Raw genomic sequence first — 16,232 nt, forward strand, 5'->3', positions numbered from 1 at the left:
TCTCAGCCCGACCGGTCGCCGCGCAGCGCCTCGAGGAGCTCGTCGAGGGCGTCGAGGCGGTGGGCGCTGACCACCGCGTCGCAGTGGGGCCACGCGGCGGCGATCCCACGGGCGAGCGGCTGGAAGTGCGGCCGGGCGGTCCGCGGGTTGGCCCACACCACGCGGTGCGCGAGGCGCTGCAGGTGGGCCATCTCGCGGCCGAGCAGCGCCGGGTCGCCGGTGTCCCAGCCGTCGGAGACGACGAGCAGGACCGCACCGCGGGCCATCCCGCGGCGCCCCCACCGGCGGGTGAACTCCGCGATCGACTCACCGATGCGGCTGCCGCCGGACCAGTCCGTCGCGAGGCTCCCGGCGCGGGCGAGGGCGTCCTCCGGCCCGCGGCGGGCGAGGGCCGGGGTCAGCCGCGTCAGGCGGGTGGCGAAGGTGAAGATCTCGGCGCGCGACGAGACCCGGGCGCACCACAGCATCTGGAGCAGGGCCCGGGCGTACGGCTCCATCGAGCCGGAGATGTCGCACAGCACGACCAGCCGCCGGGGGCGCGGGCGCCAGGTCCGCCGGGCGAGCGTCACCGGTTGCCCGCCGGTCCGGCGCGCGCGGCGCAGGGTGGCCCGCAGGTCGACGGCGGCGCCGCGCGGCGAGGCCCGGTGGCGGCGGGACGGGCGCGGCGGGGTGGCCACGCGGAACCGGCGCATCGCCACCGCGAGGGCGGCGAGCTCGGCGGGGGAGAGGTCGGCGAAGTCGCGGGCGCCGAGCCGCTCCGCCGCGCTGGCGGCCACCGGCACCGGCCGGGGGTCGTCGTCCGCGGAGGTCTCGCCGGTGGCGGCGTCGACGCGGGGGACGCCGCCGACCGCGGCGGTGCCCCGGGCCGGGGCGGCGACGGGCGGCGGCGCGTGCTGGTCACCGCGGGAGTCCGCGGGATCGGTGGGGCCGGCCGTGTCCGTGGCGTCGCCCGCCCGGAACACCGCGTCGAACACCGCGTCGAAGGCGGGCACGAGGGCGAGGTCGGTGAGCAGTGTGACGCGGGCGACCCAGTACAGCTCCCGCGTGCTCGCCGGGTCCGCCGCGACGACACCGGTCGCGAAGCGTGTCGCCTGCCCGACGTCGACCGGCACGCCGGCCCGCCGCAGGGCGCCGGCCAGGCGGGCGGCGAGGGTCGCCAGGTCGGGGCCGGCGCGCCCGGGCGGGTCGGGGCGGTCAGGGTCCACCGACGACCGACTCCAGCCCCGTCCGCAGGACGAGCTCCCGGTCCTCGTCGTGCTTGACGACCGCGCCGAGCGTACGGCGCGCCTGCTCGGCGTCGAGTCGCTCGACGCCGAGCGCCTGCAGGGCGCGCACCCAGTCGATGGCCTCGGCGAGGCCCGGTGGTTTGAGCAGGGCGGCGGTGCGGAGCCGGGCCAGCGCGTGGGCGACCTGGTCGGCGAGGACGTCCCCGACCTCCGGGACCCGGACCCGGATGATCGCCTCGACGGCGGCGGTGTCGGGGTGGGGGATCGCGTGGTGCAGGCAGCGCCGGGTCAGCGCGTCGTGCAGGTCGCGCGTCCGGTTCGAGGTGAGCACGACGACCGGTCGGTGCACCGCCCGCCGGGTGCCGAGCTCGGGGATCGTCACCGCGCCCTCGGCGAGGAGCTCGAGCAGGTGGGCCTCGAACTCGTCGTCGGCGCGGTCGACCTCGTCGATCAGCAGGACGGCCGGTCGCGGCCCGGGGTGGGTGACCGCGGCGAGGAGCGGCCGCGCCAGCAGGAACTCCTCGCCGAACAGGTCGTCGTCGCCCAGCGGCTGACCACGGCTCTCGGCGAGCCGGATCGCGAGCAGCTGGCGGGGGTGGTTCCACTCGTAGAGCGCCTCGGCCGCGGTGAGCCCCTCGTAGCACTGCAGCCGCACCAGCGGGGTGTCCACGACCTCGGCCAGGGCGAGGGCAGCGCGGGTCTTCCCGACGCCCGGCTCGCCCTCGAGCAGCAGCGGCTGGCGCAGGGCGACGGCGAGGAACAGGGCGGTCCCCAGGCCGTCGTCGGCGAGGTAGCCGGTCGCGGCCAGCGCGGACCGCAACGACGCGACGTCGGTCGGGAGGTCCGTCACGAGCGGCCCGCCGCGAGGTCGACGACGGTGAAGCGCGCCGGGTCGTCGAGGAAGGCACGGCGACAGCCCGGTCCGCAGAACCACCAGGTCCGGCCGTCGACGACCGCGGACGGGTCGGCCGCCGCGCGGGCCACGGCCATCCCGCACACCGGGTCCACCGCCGGTCCGGCGCCGTCCCCGTGGTCCACGGCCGCGGGCGGTCGGGCCACCCGTTCCCGACCGGCGACCATCTCCGCGTAGATCGAGAGGGCGATCTCCGCCGGCGTCGTGGCGCCGAGGTCGAGACCGGCCGGGGTCCGCACCCGGGCGCGCTCCGACGGCGTGACGTCGAGCGCGTCGAGCACGGCCGTGCCGCGTGTCCGGCTCGCCACCAGCGCGACGTAGGGCACGCCGGCGCGCAGCGCGGCGACCAGCGCCTCGTCCTCGTCGCGTCCGTGCGCGGCGACGACCACGGCTGCCGGCGGGGACGAGGCGGACGGGTCCCCGCCGGCCCGGACGTCGAAGTCCATGGCCTCCCCGATCCGCACCAGGGCCCGGGCCACCGGGCCGTCGCCGCACACGTGCACCACCGTCGGCGGCACCATGGCCTCCAGGAAGATCTCGAGGGTGCCGCCGGACAGGCACGGGTTGTCGACCGTGATCACGCCCTCCCGCTCCGCCCCGCCGATGTCGACCGGTGGCGTCGCCGCGTCCCCGCCGGCCGGGACGATCCGCAGCAGGGTCGAGCTGCGGTCGCGGAGCAGGCGCAGCCCCTCCACCCGCACCGTCGACTCGGCGCAGGCCCCGCCCACGAACCCCTCGAGGGTGCCGTCGGGCAGGACGAGCGCGCTGTCGCCGGCCCGGGCGCTCGTGGGGCTCTGGGCCCGGACGACGGTGGCGAGCACGAAGGGTGTCCCGGCGTCGCGCAGCGCCCCGGCACGACGGAGGACGTGCGCGGTGGTCACGTGATCGCGAGGTCGGTGCGCAGGGGACGACCCTGGGCGGCGCACCAGACGGCGGCCGGGGTCAGCGGCATGTCGGCGTGCCGAACCCCGTAGGGCGCCAGTGCGTCGATCACCGCGTTCACGATCGCGGGCGGCGAGCCGACCGTGGCCGACTCCCCGATGCCCTTGGCGCCGATCGGGTGGTGCGGCGACGGGGTCACGGTCTCGCCGAGCTCCCAGGACGGGCACTCCAGGGAGGTCGGCAGCAGGTAGTCCATCATCGACCCGCCCAGGCAGTTGCCGTCGAGGTCGAACGCGATGCCTTGCATCAGCGCCATCCCGACGCCGTCGGCGAGCCCCCCGTGGATCTGTCCCTCGACGATCATCGGGTTGATGCGCACGCCGCAGTCGTCGACGGCCACGAACCGCCGGACGTCGACCGCGCCCGTGCCGGGGTCGACGTCGACGACGCAGACGTAGGCGCCGCACGGGTAGGTGAGGTTGGGCGGGTTGTAGACGCACGTGGCGTCCAGGTGGCCCTCGACGCCCTCGGGCAGCTCGAGGTTCGAGTGCGCGGCCATGGCGATCTCGGCCATCGACCGGGACGCCTCGGGGTCACCGGCGACCTGCCAGCGCCCGTCGTGCCACTCGAGGTCCTCGGGCGCGACCTCGAGCATGGTCGCGGCCACGATGCGCGCCCGCTCGCGGACCTTGCGGGCGACGACCGCGGTAGCGGCGCCCGAGACCGGTGTCGAGCGGGAGCCGTAGGTGCCCAGCCCGAACGGCGTGAGGTCGGTGTCGCCGTGCACCACCTCGACGTCGTCGGGGGAGATCCCCAGCTCCTGCGCGACGATCTGCGCGAACGTCGTCTCGTGCCCCTGCCCCTGGCTCTGCGCGGAGATGCCGAGGACGGCCTTGCCGGTGGGGTGCACCCGCAGGTCGGCGCCGTCGGCCATGCCGAGCCCGAGGATGTCCATCGACCGGCGCGGGCCGGCGCCCACGGCCTCGGTGAAGAAGCTGAGCCCGATCCCCATGAGGCGCACGCGTTCCCCGGCCTCGTGGCGGCGGCGCCGGTCGGCCTGTTCCGCGCGCAGCGCCTCGTACCCGGCCTTCTCCAGCGCGACCTGCAAGGTGTGCGGGTAGTCGCCCGAGTCGTACTCCCACCCCGTGGCGCTGCGGTAGGGGAACTGGTCGGGACGCAGGAGGTTGCGCATCCGCAGCTCGGCGGGGTCCATCCCGAGGTCGTGGGCGACGACGTCGACCATCCGCTCGACGAGGTACACGGCCTCGGTGATCCGGAACGAGCAGGCGTAGGCGACGCCGCCGGACGCCTTGTTGGTGTACACCCCCGTCACCGCACAGTGCGCGGCCTCGAGGTCGTAGGAGCCGGTGAACACCCCGAAGAAGCCGGCCGGGAACTTCGTCGGCTGGGCGGTGGCGTTGAACGCGCCGTGGTCGGCCAGCACGTCGACCCGCACCGCGCGGATCGTGCCCTCGTCGGTCACCGCCACCTCGCCGCGCATGTGGTAGTCGCGGGCGAAGGAGGTGCTCATGAGGTTCTCGGAGCGGTCCTCCATCCACTTGACCGGCTTGCCGGTGACGATCGAGGCGACGATCGCGCACACGTAGCCGGGGTAGATGCCGACCTTGTTGCCGAAGCCCCCGCCGATGTCGGGGGACACGACGCGGATCTTGTGCTCGGGCAGGCCGGCGACCAGCGCGTAGAGCGTCCGGTGCGCATGCGGGGCCTGCGTGGTGGTCCAGAGCGTGAGCTTGCCGGTCACCGGGTCCATGTCGGCGATCGCGCCGCAGGTCTCCAGGGGTGCCGGGTGGACCCGCGGGTAGAGGATGTCCGCGGTGACGACGCGCTGGTCGGGCGCGGCCTCGGCCTCGGCGAACACCCGGTCGGTGGCCGCGGAGTCGCCGGACTCCCAGTCGAAGATGTGGTTGTCGGCCTGGCCGTCCTTGTCGTCGCGCACCACCGGCGTGCCCGCCTCGAGGGCGCGCCGCGCGTCGATGACCGGGTCGAGCGGCTCGTACTGCACGTCGATGAGGTCGAGCGCGTCCCGCGCGGCGTACTTGTCGTCGGCGACGACGAAGGCGACCTCCTGGCCCTGGAACCGGACCTTGTCGGTGGCCAGCACCGCCTGCGTGTCGTTCGACAGCGTCGGCATCCACGCCAGGCCGAGCCCCGCCAGGGTCTCGCCGGTGATCACGGCGTGGACCTTCGGGTGCGCCTCGGCGGCGCTGGTGTCCACCGCGGTGATGCGGGCGTGGGCCAGCGGGCTGCGCAGCACCGCGCCGTGGAGCATGCCGGGCAGCACGACGTCGTCGACGTAGCGGCCCCGCCCCCGCACGAAGCGCGCGTCCTCCTTGCGCTTCATCGAGCCGTAGCCCCGCGGCGTCTCGGCCTCGGCGTGGATCTGGACCGCCGGGTCCTGCACGCCGGGGATGCGGCTGTCGTCGATGCTGGTCACGGGGCCACCTCGCTCTGCTGCTCGGCCTGGGTCCTCTCGGCGGCCCACCGCACCGACCGCACGATGTTCTCGTAGCCGGTGCAGCGGCAGATCTGTCCGGAGATGGCCTCCCGGATCGTCGCGGGGGAGGGGTCGGGGTCGCGGTCGAGCAGGGCCCGGGTCGTCATGAGCATCCCCGGGGTGCAGAAGCCGCACTGCAGGCCGTGACAGGTCACGAACCCCTCCTGCACCGGGTCGAGCTCGGCGCCATGGGCGAGGCCCTCCACGGTGTCGACCGACGCGCCGTCGGCCATCACCGCGAGCACGGTGCAGGACTTGACCGGGACCCCGTCGAGGCGGACCACGCAGGCCCCACAGTTGGTGGTGTCGCAGCCCCAGTGGGTGCCGGTGAGGCGGAGCTCGTCGCGCAGGAAGTGGGTGAGCAGCAGGCGGGGTTCGACGTCACGGGTCTGCGGCACCCCGTTGACGCGGACGGTGATCTCCATGTCAGGCCTCTCCTCGGGCGCGTGCGGTGGCGCGCTGGAGCGTGCGGGTCACCAGCTCGCCGACGAGGTGGCGCTTGTAGTCGACGGGTCCGCGCTGGTCGGCCGACGGCGAGCAGTGCTCGGCCGCGACCCGGGCGGCGGCGGCGAAGGCGTCGTCGGTGGCGGGGCCGCCGCGCAGGGCGTCCTCGGCCTCCGGGGCGACGAAGTGCGGGGCGCCCACGGCGGTCAGGCCGATGCCGACGTCGACGACGGTGTCGCCGTCGAGGGTCACGACCGCCCCGGCCGACGCCACGGCCCAGTCCCCGGCCCGGCGTTCGATCTTCTGGTAGGCGCTCCCGGTCGCCGCACGGATCGGGACCCGCACCTCGAGCAGCAGCTCGCCGTGGGCCACGGCGGTCTCGTAGGGACCGTGGTGGAACTCGCGGACCGGGACGACGCGCTCGCCGTCGGCCGAGCGGATCACCACCGAGGCGCGGAGGGCGGAGAACGCCGCCGAGAGGTCCTCCGACGGGTCGGCCTGGCAGAGCGAGCCGCCGACCGTGCCGCGGTTGCGCACGATCGGGTCGGCGATGAGGCGCTCGGCGTCGGCGAGGATCGGGAAGTGCTCGCGCACGACGGGGGAGTCGAGGACCTCGCCGTGGCGCACCATGGCTCCCAGGCGCACCTCGTCGCCCTGCACGGCCACGCCGGTGAGCTCGGAGAGACCGTTGATGTCGATGAGCGCGGTCGGTTCGGCGAGGCGGAGCTTCATCATGGGGATGAGGCTGTGCCCGCCGGCGACGACGAGGGCGTCGGGTCCGTGGCGGCGCAGCAGCGCGATCGCCTCGTCGACGCTGCCGGCCTTCGCGTAGGCGAACTGGGCGGGGACCTGCATGGGTTTCCCCTCGGTGGTGGGAGACGGAGCGGGGCCGGTGTGGTGGTCGGCCTCACCACGACGAGTGTGGGCGAGGTCACTGTCGTCGACGTCCCGCATGTTGGGACAGTCGGAGTTGAGCGATCGCTCAACCGGCCGCTGGCCGCCCCTCGGGGGCTGCACGAGACTCGTGTGGGTGACGTTGACCCAGCTGCACACCTTCGTGCTCGTCGCCCGTCTGGGGACGGTGCGAGCGGCGGCCGAGGCGCTCGGCGTCACGGACTCCGCGGTGTCGCAGGCCCTGTCGGTGCTCCGCAAGCACCTCGACGACCCCCTCGTCGTGCGGGTCGAGGGCCGGATGGAGCCGACGCCGGCCGGGGTGCGCCTGCTCGGGCTGGCGTCGCAGATGGTGGCCCTGGGCGCCGAGGCGGAGGCCGCGGTGCGCACCGCCCAGGGGCGCGCCGAGGAACTGCGGGTGGTGACCACCTCGGTCACCGCGGAGTTCGTCGCCGGGCCCGTGACCGCGGCGTTCGACGCCCGCGGCGGTGGCTTCGACGTCTCGACCGGGGTGGCGTCCACCGCCGAGCTCGAGGTCCTCGTGGCCAACCGGCTCGCCGACGTCGCCCTCGGCCCGGCGCTCGGCGCCGACCCCGGTCTCCGGCTGGCGTCCGAACCGGTGCTGCGCACCCAGCTGGTCGCCGTCGCCGCCCCCGGGCTGCGCCTCGCGGGTCGCCCCGCGGGCTGGCCCTGGCTGGCGGACCCGAGCGCGGGGGACCCGGACAGCGAGACCAGCGAGCTCCTGCGCCGCCTCGGCGTGCCGGAGGACCGGGTGCGGGTGTTCGGCTCCCACGCCGGCGCCTGGGACACGGCGGTGGCCGGCGGCGGCGTCGCCGTGGCGACGGCGCACCTGGTCAACCCGCAGGTCCGCCGGGGCGATCTGCGGGTCGTGCCGACCCCGGCCACCCCGCTCGCGGGAGCCTGGCACGCCACGACCCTGCGCCCGGAGCTGCGCGGCGCGGGCGCCGCGGCGTTCCTGCGCTTCCTCACGACGCCCGAGGCGATGGCGTTGATGCGGTCCCCCCACGGCGGGGTGGTGCCCTCCCGGTTCCGGCCACCGGTGTACGTCACGATCTGGAACTAGCCGCCCGACGATCGCGCGAGGGAGGCTGCTGGCGACCACGAGCGCCGAGGAGGTGGCCATCGCCCCGCCCGCGACGCGGGCTGAGCAGGCCCCCCGGGGCGACGGGGAGGGCGGCGACGTTGTGGGCGAAGGCCCGGGCGAGGTCGCGGCGGATGGTGCGGCGGCTGGCGCGCGCGAGGGCGAGTGCCGCGGGGACGACGCCGAGCCCGTCCCGCACGAGCACCATGTCGGCGGCACCGATCGCGACGTCGGTGCCCGAGCCCATCGCCGGTCCGAGGTCGGCCGGGGCGAGCGCGGGGGCGTCGTTCACCCCGTCCCCGAGCATCGCCACCGACACCCCCGCGGCGCGCAGCCGGTCGATCTCCGCCGCCTTCTCGTCGGGGGTGACGCCGGTGACCACGTCGTCCACCCCGACGGTGACGCCGTCCGCGAGCGCGAAGGCGCCGACCACCCCGGAGCCGCGACCGACCAGCACCGTGGTGTAGCCCCCGCGTTCCCACCGCGCGGTGCACGCGGCGATGTCCCGGGAAGGTGCGAGGCCCTCGGCGCCGAGCAGGCGCACCGAGCCGACGCCGTCGCGTCGACGGGGATGCGGGAGGTCTGCTTCACCGGGGCGAGGGTGGGCGGTCGTGGAGTCGGCCCGCCGGGCGCACACCGGCGGGGAGGGCGACGTCGTCGCGCTCGGCTACCCGACCCCGGACACCCCGCGGTGCTCCGCCGGGCGGCGCGGCTACCTCATCGACGTCACGCCCGGTCCGGACAGGACCGACCCCGCGCACGCGCGCCGGTCGTCCCTGCGGCCGATCCACGACGAGGCCCTCGCGCGCGACGCGCTCGCCGTGCTGGACGACCACCTCCACCCCCGTGCCGGAGGCCGGCCTGGCCCTGCTCGAGTGGCTGGAGGTGGCGCGGGCGCGCTCGGTCGACGCGGTCGCGCGGGACCTGCTGCACGACGCGACCGGGCCGGTGGGTCGGCAGCACCCGCGGCGGACGCTGCTCGCCGCCACCGATCCGGACCTGCTGCCCCCGGCCGCCAGGTCCTGACCGGGCCCCGCAGCGGGTCGTCAGCGCAGCGCCGCCGCCGGCCGGACCTCCCACAGTGTCCACAGCGGTCGGTAGCCGTGGCGGGGCCAGAACACCGAGGACACCGGGTTCGGCGGGTTGTAGTAGAGGTAGGTGCCGCGGACCCCGGGCGGCTGGAGGGCGGGCAGGGCGGCGGCGACGAGCGCGTGCCCGACGCCCCGGCCGCGGTGGCCCGGCAGGACCGAGGCGCAGTTGACGTAGCCCCACCGCCCGGTGGGCAGCAGGCCCGCGAGCCAGCTGCCCGGCGTCGCCTCGGTGAGCCCGCACTCCAGCAGCCCGACCAGCCGGCCGTCGCGCTCGGCGAGGAAGATCGGTTCGCCGCGCGCCCACCGCTCGCGCAGCGCCGTCCGCTTCACCGCCTCGGCGTCGGGGCGCAGCACGCTGCCGCCGACCATGCTCGAGTAGGCGATCTCGTGCATCGCCAGCTCGACGCACCCCTCGAGGTCGTCCTCGCCGGCGGGACGGACCTCGAGGCCCGGGTCGCGGTCGAGCACCCCGGCGAGCGGGCCCGGGCGGCGCACGGCGAGGACCGCGAGCGGCACGAGGCCGTGGTCGAGGAAGGCGCGGGCGGCGGCGACGTCGCGGCTGGGCCAGGTGACGACGGCGGCGGAGTCGGCGGCGGCCCGCACGCGCGCCGGCACGCGGCCCGGCCACTCCGCGAGCAGCCGGTCGGCGCCGCGGCGCCCGCTGTGGCCGAGGACGGGGTGCAGCTCGGTGACCTCCGCGGCCGACCACAGCAGGGGAGCGCTGCCCGCCGGCCAGCTGTGCTGGGTGACGACGCCCGCGGCCTCGCCGCCCGGGCCGTCGCCCACGACGACGACGTCGCCCGGCGGGGGCAGGACCGCCGGCGGCAGACCGGTGTCGAGCTCGGCGAAGCGCGCCTGCTGGTCGCGCAGCAGCTCGGTGAGCACGACCTCGGGGGAGCGGCCCGACGGCGTCGCCCGCGACCGGCCGATCACGGCGCGGTCCCCGGCCGCCGGCAGCAGAAGATCGCCGTCCCGGGGAACAGGCGCCCGCGCAGCGGCGACCACTGGCCCCACACGTCGTCGAGGTCGTCCGGCCATGCGGGCTCGACCAGCCGCTCGAGCACCAGCCCGGCGGCGACGACGTCGGCCACGCGGTCGCCGAGGGTGCGGTGGTGCTCGACGTAGACCACGCGCCCGTCGTCGTCGACCTCGGCGTAGGGCGTGCGGTCGAAGTAGGACTGCGAGACGGTCAGCCCGTCGGGGCCGGGATCGTCGGGGAACATCCAGCGCATGGGGTGGTTCACCGCGAACACCCACGGCGCCCCGGGGCGCAGCACGCGGGCGACCTCGCGCATCACCGCGGCGGCGTCGGCCACGAACGGCACGGCGCCGAAGGCCGAGAACGCCGCGTCGACCGTGGCGTCGGCCAGCGGGATCGCGCCGGCGTCGGCCTGCACGAGCGGGACGGCGACCCCGGTGCGCGCGTCGGCGGCCCGGGCGTGGGCGAGCATGCCCGCCGACAGGTCGATCCCGACGACCCGCGCGCCGATCCCGGCGAGCCAGCGCGAGCACGACGCCGCCCCGCAGCCCACCTCGAGCACCCGGGCACCCCGCAGGGCCGCCGGGTCGCCGAGCAGGCGGGCGTCCGCCTCGCGCAGCCGCTCGGGGCACCAGACGAAGTCGTCGTCGCCGAGGAAGGCGCCGTGCTCGGCCTGGTAGTCGTCGGCGTCGGCGTCCCACCAGGCGCGGCTGGCCGCGCTCGACTCCGCCGCCCCGACCGGCCGCCGGGCGATCCCGGCCGCGCCGAGGAGCTCCTCGGCCGGCACGCGCCCGCCCTCGAGGGAGGGCGGGGGAGGCGTCGGCACCGGGGCATCCTGACACGCCCGGGCGCGGGGGCGACCTCCCCCGGCCGGGCCCTCACCGGCCACGACACGCCGCGCCCGTGCCCTGCGACACGCCGAGGCCGAGCAGGGGGTGCCCCGATTGCCGGGCCGTGTCGGACGCGGTTACGATGAAGGTCCACGTCAGTGGTCTCGCCCTGTCCGCGTGCTCCTCGCCTGCGGGTGGGCGGACACCTCGTCTCCGGTCTCGTCCTCGGGCTCGCCGGTGCACGCGTCAGGACGACGGCTCACTTCCGTGGTGTCCCTGCACGCTCGATCTGACCATGTTCCCGGAGCCGTCCACCGTATGTCCATCGACACCCACACCGCCCCGACGACGACCAGCCCCCAGGTGGCTGTGAACGACATCGGGTCGGAAGAGGACTTCCTCGCCGCCATCGACCAGACGATCAAGTACTTCAACGATGGCGACATCGTCGAAGGCACGATCGTGAAGGTCGACCGGGACGAGGTCCTCCTCGACATCGGCTACAAGACCGAGGGCGTCATCCCCTCGCGTGAGCTCTCGATCAAGCACGATGTCGATCCCAACGAGGTCGTCGCCGTCGGCGACGAGGTCGAAGCCCTCGTCCTCCAGAAGGAGGACAAGGAGGGCCGGCTGATCCTGTCCAAGAAGCGCGCCCAGTACGAGCGCGCCTGGGGCACGATCGAGCAGCTCAAGGACAACGACGAGCCCGTCAAGGGCACCGTCATCGAGGTCGTCAAGGGCGGCCTCATCCTCGACATCGGCCTGCGCGGGTTCCTCCCGGCCTCGCTGGTCGAGATGCGTCGCGTCCGCGACCTCCAGCCCTACGTGGGCAAGGAGATCGAGGCCAAGATCATCGAGCTGGACAAGAACCGCAACAACGTCGTCCTCTCCCGCCGCGCGTGGCTGGAGCAGACCCAGTCGGCGGTGCGCAGCGAGTTCCTCAACCAGCTCGCCAAGGGCCAGATCCGGTCCGGCCAGGTCTCGTCGATCGTCAACTTCGGTGCGTTCGTCGACCTCGGCGGTGTCGACGGTCTGGTGCACGTCTCCGAGCTGTCCTGGAAGCACATCGACCACCCGTCCGAGGTCGTCGAGGTGGGCCAGGAGGTCAAGGTCGAGGTCCTCGACGTCGACCTCGACCGCGAGCGGGTCTCGCTGTCGCTCAAGGCGACGCAGGAGGACCCGTGGCGCCAGTTCGCCCGCACCCACCAGATCGGCCAGATCGTGCCCGGCAAGGTCACGAAGCTGGTGCCGTTCGGTGCGTTCGTCCGCGTGGACGAGGGCATCGAGGGCCTGGTCCACATCTCGGAGCTGGCCGAGCGCCACGTCGAGGTGCCGGAGCAGGTAGTCCAGGTCGGCAACGACGTCATGGTCAAGGTCATCGACATCGACCTCGACCGTCGCCGCATCTCGCTCTCGCTCAAGCAGGCCAACGAGGGCATGACGCCGGAGACCGAGTTCGACCCGGCGCTCTACGGCATGGCGGCCGAGTACGACGACGCGGGCAACTACATCTACCCCGAGGGCTTCGACCCGGACACTGGCGAGTGGCGCGAGGGGTACGAGTCGCAGCGCGAGGAGTGGGAGCGGCAGTACCAGGCGGCCTACGCCCGGTACGAGCAGCACATCGCCCAGCTCCAGCGCACCCAGGAGCAGGAGGCGGAGGCGGCCGAGGCCGCGCCGGCCAACTACTCCTCGGGCGGCCCGTCGTCCGAGGGGGAGCGCGACGACGACGACGCCGCGGACCCGGGCCAGGGCCCGCCGTCCCAGAGCGGCGGCGGCGCGCTGGCCAGCGACGCCCAGCTCGCGGCGCTGCGCGAGAAGCTGTCGGGCGGCTGATCACCCGGTAGCGAGGCTCGACCGACGGGCCCCCACCCCCTCGCGGGGTGGGGGCCCGTCGTCGTGTGCGGGGGGTGCGTGGGGGCAGCGAACGCGCTGTTCGCTGCTTCTACGCGCGCGAACTCCCCGTCGATCACCGGGCCGGACCGGCGAGGGGCACGTTGCGCATGATCATGGAGCGCCTGGCGCTGCCGACCGTGCCCCTCGCCCTCGCCGGCGCGCGCGATCTTCGGGGGCGCGCGACCGTCGATGCGCCGGTGCGCAGCGAAGGACGCCGTGGGTGCCTGGCACGCAGCGAACGACGCCCTCGCTGCTCACCGCGGAGCCGGGCACCGCGGAGCGAGGGACGCCCCGGCTGCCTGGCACGCAGCGAGGGACGCCCTCGCTGCCACAACCCGGCGAGCCTCAGGCCGCGGCCGGCACAGCGACCGCGACCGCGGCCGCGGGCGCGGGCTCGAAGGCCGGGCGCAGGTGCCGCGAGCCGGCGAGGAAGCGCTCCACCAGCCCGCGGCGGGCGATGTGCGGGACGGCCAGCGCGGCCTCGACCTGCGGCAACGTGCGGCACCAGACGAGCCCGGGGGCGCCGAGGCGGTGACGTCCGGCGGTGCGGCGCGAACGGAACACGCGCATCTCCCTCAGGTCGTGTGGTGCGGGTGAGGCAGCACCGTAGCGCTGTGACTCATGGGACGCGAGTGACTCGCCGCGCGACTCTCGACCCCGGGTCGAGTGAACCCGGCGGCCGGTGGGCAGACTGCGGGCGTGCTGAGGCTCGGGCTCACCGGCGGGATCGGGGCGGGGAAGTCGACCGTGGCGGAGACGCTCACCGAACTGGGCGCGGTGGTGATCGACGCCGACCGGATCGCCCGCGAGGTCGTCGAACCCGGCACCGACGGCCTGGCCGCGGTCGTCGAGGCCTTCGGCGAGGACGTGCTCGACGACGACGGCGCCCTCGACCGGCCCGCGCTCGGGCAGATCGTCTTCGCTGACGACGCGAAGCGCCAGCAGCTCAACGGCATCCTGCACCCGCGCATCGGCGCCCGGACCGCGGAGATGGTCGCCGAGGCCCCCGACGACGCGGTGGTCGTGCACGACGTCCCGCTGCTGGTCGAGAACGGGATGGGCGCGGCGTTCGCGCTGGTCGTGGTGGTGGACGCGCCGGTCGACGTCCGGGTCGCGCGCCTGCGGGACAACCGCGGCATGAGCGTCGAGGACGCCCGCGCCCGCATCGCCGCGCAGGCCGACGACGAGGCCCGGCGCGCGGCCGCCGACGTGTGGCTGGAGAACGCCGGGGCCGCGGGGGCGCTGCGCGAGCAGGTCGAGCGGCTCTGGCACGAGCGCCTCGTGCCGTTCGCGCAGAACGTCGAGCACGGCGAGGCGACGCCCGCCCCGACCGACGTCGTGGCCCCGGCCGACGACCGCGACGTCGTCGCCCGGCGGCTGGCCGCGCGGTTGGCGGTCGTCGGCGGCGAGCACGTGCGCCGTGTCGAGCACGTCGGGCCGGGCGCGATCCCCGGCCTGCCCGCCCCGGACGTCGTCGACTTGCTCGTCGAGGCCGTCCGCCCCGGCGACGAGCTCGCCGAGGCCTTCCTCTCGGCCGGCTTCCCGCGCACCGGCCCCGGCCGCCACGGCTCCGCCGACCCCGCCCGCCCCGCGCGCGTCCTCGTGCTCGACGGCAAGAGTCGCCGCGAGGCGAAGCGCGTGAAGGCGATCGTCGAGGCCCGCGACCGCGCCCGTCAGGACCCCGACCGCGTGGCCGCCGACCCCGCCGCCGTGCGGGCCGAGGTCGCCCTGCCGTAGTCCGGGTCGCGGGCTGCGGGACGATCAGGCCCGGTCCAGCGACCCGAGCCCGAGTGAGTCGGTCCAGGTGCCGAGGTCGTGCCGGGCGTCGACGAGCTCGCCGAGCACGCGGTGCACGGTGCTCATGGCCTCGTCGGCGTCGGCGGCGGCGAGGACGCCCCCGGCGACGGCGGCGGCGAAGTCGGCGTCGTGGACGACGCGGGCGGGGCGTCCGGGGACGACCTCGAGGCCGAGCAGGAGGTCGGTGCAGCGCCACTGCGCGCCGTCGACGGCGATCCGCACCGCGCCGATCTCGGTGGTGGTGTCGGCGGCGCCACCGTCGCGCGGCCGTCGCCGGCGCAGGCGCAGGCCGTGATCGGCGACGTACCAGCACGTCTCGGCCAGGACGAACGGGTCCTCGGGGCTGAGCACCGTCGTCCGCAGGCCCCACGGGGACACGCACCACCGGTCGAGGGCCTGTTCCAGGACCTCGTCCGGCGCGAGGAGGTGGGTACGGGTCACCGTCCGGGTGTCGATGACCTCGACCAGCTGGCGGGAGACGACCGGGCTCACGGCGGAGGACCCTAGGACACCCGTCAGGGGGTACCGGAGGCGACCCCTACCCGAATGCCATCCCTGTCATTCACCGGCGTGGTGCGCGTCACGTCCACGTGAGGGTGACATCATGCCGGGCGAGCCATCGCTCCAGGTCGTGGCCGTGCTCGGCGAGCCCGGCGAGGGTGCGGTGACTCGTCGTGAGGGCGCGTTCGGCGCGCGCGGGATCGAGCAGCCCGGCGGCGACGGCCTCGGCGAGCTCGTCGAGGTCGAGCACCTCGGTGTGCTCCCCGGTGTGGACGACGAGGTCGACGTAGTGGTCCTCGGTCCACCACGTCGAGCCGTCGCGGGTGATGTCGACGATGTCGATGTAGTGGTCCTGCATCCGCTCGGCCCCGGGCTTCCAGGAGAAGTCGGTGACGCGGATGCCGAGCGCGGGCAGCAGCCACGAGCGCAGGTGCGTCAGCGTGGGGTGGTCGGGCATCGGCCGGCTGACGTAGAGGCCGAACGCCTCCTCGCGGTAGACGTCGACCGCCCGCACGAACCCCTTGGGGTCGGTGTTGGTGCGGGCCGCGACGTCGAAGGTCTCGGTCTTCGGCGCGTGGATGCCCACGGTGCGTGACCCTAGTGCGCGCGCGACGGCACCCGCCCCCGTGCGACACGGGGAGCGGGTGCCGGACGGAACCGATCGCGCCGGGGTCAGGAGCGGGCGCGCACGAAGAAGGGGATGAGCGCGCCGACGGCGAGGTGGACCGCGACCAGCGCGATGCGGGTCGCGGTGGTGGCCTCCACCAGGAAGACCGGGATCATCGACGCGGCGACGACCAGCGCGGCGAGCACGGTCCAGATCGCCGTGCCGTGGCGCGTGACGCGCTCGAGCAGGGCGAGTACGCCCCAGCCGACCAGCCCGAGGACCACGGTGACCTGCGTGGTGACCAGGGCGTCGATGCGGACGGAGCCCTGGCTGTCGGTGATCCGGTAGTCGGCGCCGGCGAGATGGCCCACGAGCCACACCGCCAGCGCCACGACGAGGGTGGCGACGATGCCGAGCGCCCGGCGGCGACGCCGCACGGCGGGCGTGGCGCGGAACGGTGCGGCCGTGCCGTCCGTGGTGGTGCCGGTGGTCGGGGCCGGGGCGGTGAGCGACATGGTGACCTCCGTCGTCGGAGAAACTGTGTCCTGCGGAGACTGT

At 75.3% G+C, this 16,232-nt stretch carries 17 protein-coding genes; 4 read left to right on the forward strand and 13 right to left on the reverse strand.

Features of this window, described 5'->3' with window-relative positions; all coding sequences use genetic code 11:
- Positions 1-2: 2 nt before the first annotated feature.
- The 6 genes from PH190_RS08255 to PH190_RS08280 all read right to left on the reverse strand — a co-directional run bounded on the left by PH190_RS08255 (position 3) and on the right by PH190_RS08280 (position 6,835).
- Complete coding sequence (locus tag PH190_RS08255; RefSeq protein ID WP_274231016.1) at positions 3-1,205, reverse strand: vWA domain-containing protein; 1,203 nt, start codon at positions 1,203-1,205, stop codon at positions 3-5.
- Positions 1,195-2,076 carry an AAA family ATPase gene (locus tag PH190_RS08260; RefSeq protein ID WP_274231017.1) on the reverse strand — a complete coding sequence of 294 codons (882 nt, stop codon included), beginning with the start codon at positions 2,074-2,076 and terminating at the stop codon, positions 1,195-1,197. Before PH190_RS08260 ends, PH190_RS08255 begins: the two co-directional genes overlap by 11 nt.
- Entirely contained in the window at positions 2,073-3,020 is a 948-nt protein-coding gene (locus PH190_RS08265; RefSeq protein ID WP_274231018.1) for an XdhC family protein, read from the reverse strand. Before PH190_RS08265 ends, PH190_RS08260 begins: the two co-directional genes overlap by 4 nt.
- The gene (locus PH190_RS08270; RefSeq protein WP_274231146.1) at positions 3,017-5,383 is read right to left on the reverse strand and encodes an aerobic carbon-monoxide dehydrogenase large subunit; all 2,367 of its coding nucleotides are present in this window, start codon (positions 5,381-5,383) and stop codon (positions 3,017-3,019) included. Before PH190_RS08270 ends, PH190_RS08265 begins: the two co-directional genes overlap by 4 nt.
- Before the next feature lie 89 nt (positions 5,384-5,472).
- The gene (locus PH190_RS08275; RefSeq protein ID WP_274231019.1) at positions 5,473-5,961 is read right to left on the reverse strand and encodes a (2Fe-2S)-binding protein; all 489 of its coding nucleotides are present in this window, start codon (positions 5,959-5,961) and stop codon (positions 5,473-5,475) included.
- 1 nt (position 5,962) lies between these two features.
- The gene (locus tag PH190_RS08280) at positions 5,963-6,835 is read right to left on the reverse strand and encodes an FAD binding domain-containing protein (RefSeq protein WP_274231020.1); all 873 of its coding nucleotides are present in this window, start codon (positions 6,833-6,835) and stop codon (positions 5,963-5,965) included.
- A gap of 175 nt (positions 6,836-7,010) precedes the next feature.
- Between PH190_RS08280 and PH190_RS08285 the strand changes: the two genes are divergently transcribed.
- Entirely contained in the window at positions 7,011-7,955 is a 945-nt protein-coding gene (locus PH190_RS08285; RefSeq protein ID WP_274231021.1) for a LysR family transcriptional regulator, read from the forward strand.
- On the opposite strand, the gene PH190_RS08290 is transcribed toward PH190_RS08285, so the two are convergent.
- A complete protein-coding gene (locus PH190_RS08290; RefSeq protein WP_274231022.1) occupies positions 7,939-8,517 on the reverse strand; it encodes an HAD family hydrolase in 579 nt (192 codons plus the stop codon). The two genes, PH190_RS08285 and PH190_RS08290, sit on opposite strands and share 17 nt — an antisense overlap.
- A 302-nt stretch (positions 8,518-8,819) precedes the next feature.
- Here PH190_RS08290 and PH190_RS08295 point away from each other — a divergent pair, with 302 nt between their 5' ends.
- On the forward strand, positions 8,820-8,999 hold the full coding sequence (locus PH190_RS08295) for a hypothetical protein (RefSeq protein WP_274231023.1): 180 nt from the start codon (positions 8,820-8,822) through the stop codon (positions 8,997-8,999).
- A 20-nt stretch (positions 9,000-9,019) separates the two neighbouring features.
- Here PH190_RS08295 and PH190_RS08300 read toward each other — a convergent pair whose 3' ends face one another.
- A complete protein-coding gene (locus tag PH190_RS08300; protein ID WP_274231024.1) occupies positions 9,020-9,997 on the reverse strand; it encodes a GNAT family N-acetyltransferase in 978 nt (325 codons plus the stop codon).
- On the reverse strand, positions 9,994-10,869 hold the full coding sequence (locus tag PH190_RS08305) for a class I SAM-dependent methyltransferase (protein ID WP_420791602.1): 876 nt from the start codon (positions 10,867-10,869) through the stop codon (positions 9,994-9,996). The genes PH190_RS08300 and PH190_RS08305 overlap by 4 nt, the downstream gene beginning before the upstream one ends.
- A gap of 322 nt (positions 10,870-11,191) precedes the next feature.
- On the opposite strand from PH190_RS08305, the gene rpsA reads away from it, so the two are divergent.
- On the forward strand, positions 11,192-12,709 hold the full coding sequence (gene rpsA, locus PH190_RS08310) for a 30S ribosomal protein S1 (protein WP_274231025.1): 1,518 nt from the start codon (positions 11,192-11,194) through the stop codon (positions 12,707-12,709).
- A 405-nt stretch (positions 12,710-13,114) separates the two neighbouring features.
- Here the strand turns inward: rpsA and PH190_RS08315 are convergent, their stop codons facing one another.
- Positions 13,115-13,333: a hypothetical protein gene (locus PH190_RS08315; protein WP_274231026.1), complete on the reverse strand. Its 219-nt coding sequence runs from the start codon at positions 13,331-13,333 to the stop codon at positions 13,115-13,117.
- A 135-nt stretch (positions 13,334-13,468) separates the two neighbouring features.
- Between PH190_RS08315 and coaE the strand changes: the two genes are divergently transcribed.
- A complete protein-coding gene (coaE, locus tag PH190_RS08320) occupies positions 13,469-14,506 on the forward strand; it encodes a dephospho-CoA kinase (protein WP_274231027.1) in 1,038 nt (345 codons plus the stop codon).
- A gap of 24 nt (positions 14,507-14,530) precedes the next feature.
- Here coaE and PH190_RS08325 read toward each other — a convergent pair whose 3' ends face one another.
- The 3 genes from PH190_RS08325 to PH190_RS08335 form a co-directional block, all read right to left on the reverse strand.
- Positions 14,531-15,058, reverse strand: coding sequence for a DUF402 domain-containing protein (locus tag PH190_RS08325; RefSeq protein ID WP_274231028.1), 528 nt, complete (start codon positions 15,056-15,058; stop codon positions 14,531-14,533).
- An 88-nt stretch (positions 15,059-15,146) separates the two neighbouring features.
- The gene (locus tag PH190_RS08330) at positions 15,147-15,653 is read right to left on the reverse strand and encodes a ribonuclease FAU-1 family protein (protein WP_274231029.1); all 507 of its coding nucleotides are present in this window, start codon (positions 15,651-15,653) and stop codon (positions 15,147-15,149) included.
- A gap of 86 nt (positions 15,654-15,739) precedes the next feature.
- Positions 15,740-16,189 carry a DUF6069 family protein gene (locus PH190_RS08335; protein WP_274231030.1) on the reverse strand — a complete coding sequence of 150 codons (450 nt, stop codon included), beginning with the start codon at positions 16,187-16,189 and terminating at the stop codon, positions 15,740-15,742.
- Between the last annotated feature and the right edge of the window lie 43 nt (positions 16,190-16,232).

The sequence above is a fragment of the Actinomycetospora straminea genome (assembly GCF_028737255.1).
In the GTDB taxonomy this organism is placed as follows: domain Bacteria; phylum Actinomycetota; class Actinomycetes; order Mycobacteriales; family Pseudonocardiaceae; genus Actinomycetospora; species Actinomycetospora straminea.